Consider the following 1,414-nt stretch of genomic DNA (forward strand, 5'->3'; position numbering starts at 1 on the left):
CTGTGTACCAGTTGCACCGCTTTTTCCGGTAGCGCTTCCACCAGATTGGCAACCAGGAACAGCAGACGGGAGAGATCATTCCGCCTGGTTTCATTGCCCTTCACACGATTAACCAGCAAAACCAGACTATCCAGGGGAATCTGCCTGGCCAGAATGAGGTGTGACGGAGCATTGCCCATCCGGAATTCTTCGATCACCTGATCAATAATATTGTCAAGCCGCTCAAGATGTTCTTGCGGGCTCTCATCAATTGCAACCATCCGCAACTCACGCAGCAGTTGTTCATGGGTATCACTGTGAATGGACAAGGGACAGGGGTTAAACAAGCCATCAATAAAGCGCAAGGCATTAAATGACCCAATCCCCTTTTCACCTGGCAATGGCGGTGCGTAGGGAGCACCTTTGAACGACATCGGTATTTCAATAGGTCTGGTGAAAAATTGTAAGACGCGATTGGCCGTTTGGGCTAACCAGCGAGTAATCGGGTTTGACCTTTTTTCAGAGAATAGCGTTAACTTTAACTTGATAACCGCCCTGCCATCGTCTGCCAACGTGAAACCGGGATTATTGGCTTGAATGGTATTTTTAACCAGAGCTTTACATACCCTGCCGAAACGGCCGGCACGAACACGGATTGAATCAATATCGTCCAGTTTTGCTATCCCATCGTTGATAGCCACTTTTGTATTGATTTTGACAGGCCCGCCAAGCAGCCATCCGGCAAAACCATTCAGCCGGGCGGGCTCCAGCAGTGCCGTTACATCAGCAACACCATGGCGATGACGGTCAAGGCTAATATTAGCCTCAACATGATCAACCACCCCCTGGCCAGTTACATTGAACTTTATTGACTCAACTTTTTTATGGCCATCCCGCGGCCCGACGCTGATATCAATGTAGGGTCTTGGAAGGTACTTATGTAAGTTAACAGAGAGTTTCACTCTACTAAGGCCAAAACTGAGAATATCTACTTTGGAAGAGTCCAGAATATTATCATGGAACTCGGCCGAAATTTGATCAATATTGAAATCAATATGTTCCGGGAGAAATGTATCAAGCACATTCCGGGCTAAATCCGCAGGGCTCATCCCGGGGGCAGCGGCTAACAAGGCGGCTTTGTACAACTTGCTTTTTTCCGGTAATTGATAGGCAATGGATACTCCGGTCACTTCGACATCAACATCAACCCGGTTTTCATTCTCGAAAACCAAATCCATTTTGCGAATCTGAATAGAGCCATCCTTCATTTTGATCAGGTAAGCCTCAATATTCTTAAACACCCGACCATCAATGATGACCCGGTCAATCTTCACCGGTTCATTGAGATTTCCGCCCATACTCTCATAGGTTTGTGCCGTCTGCATCAGATAGCATAAAATTTTCGGGAGTTCTCTTGCCACGCATTTTTTTGGTT

At 47.0% G+C, this 1,414-nt stretch carries 1 protein-coding gene; it reads right to left on the reverse strand.

Annotated elements, in window-relative coordinates; translation table 11 throughout:
- Window positions 1-1,414, reverse strand: a 1,414-nt coding sequence (locus tag KDK14_RS15230) for a hypothetical protein (RefSeq protein WP_257266025.1), incomplete at both ends; no start/stop codon positions are given.

This window comes from Endozoicomonas sp. ONNA2 (genome assembly GCF_024606365.1).
In the GTDB taxonomy this organism is placed as follows: domain Bacteria; phylum Pseudomonadota; class Gammaproteobacteria; order Pseudomonadales; family Endozoicomonadaceae; genus Endozoicomonas.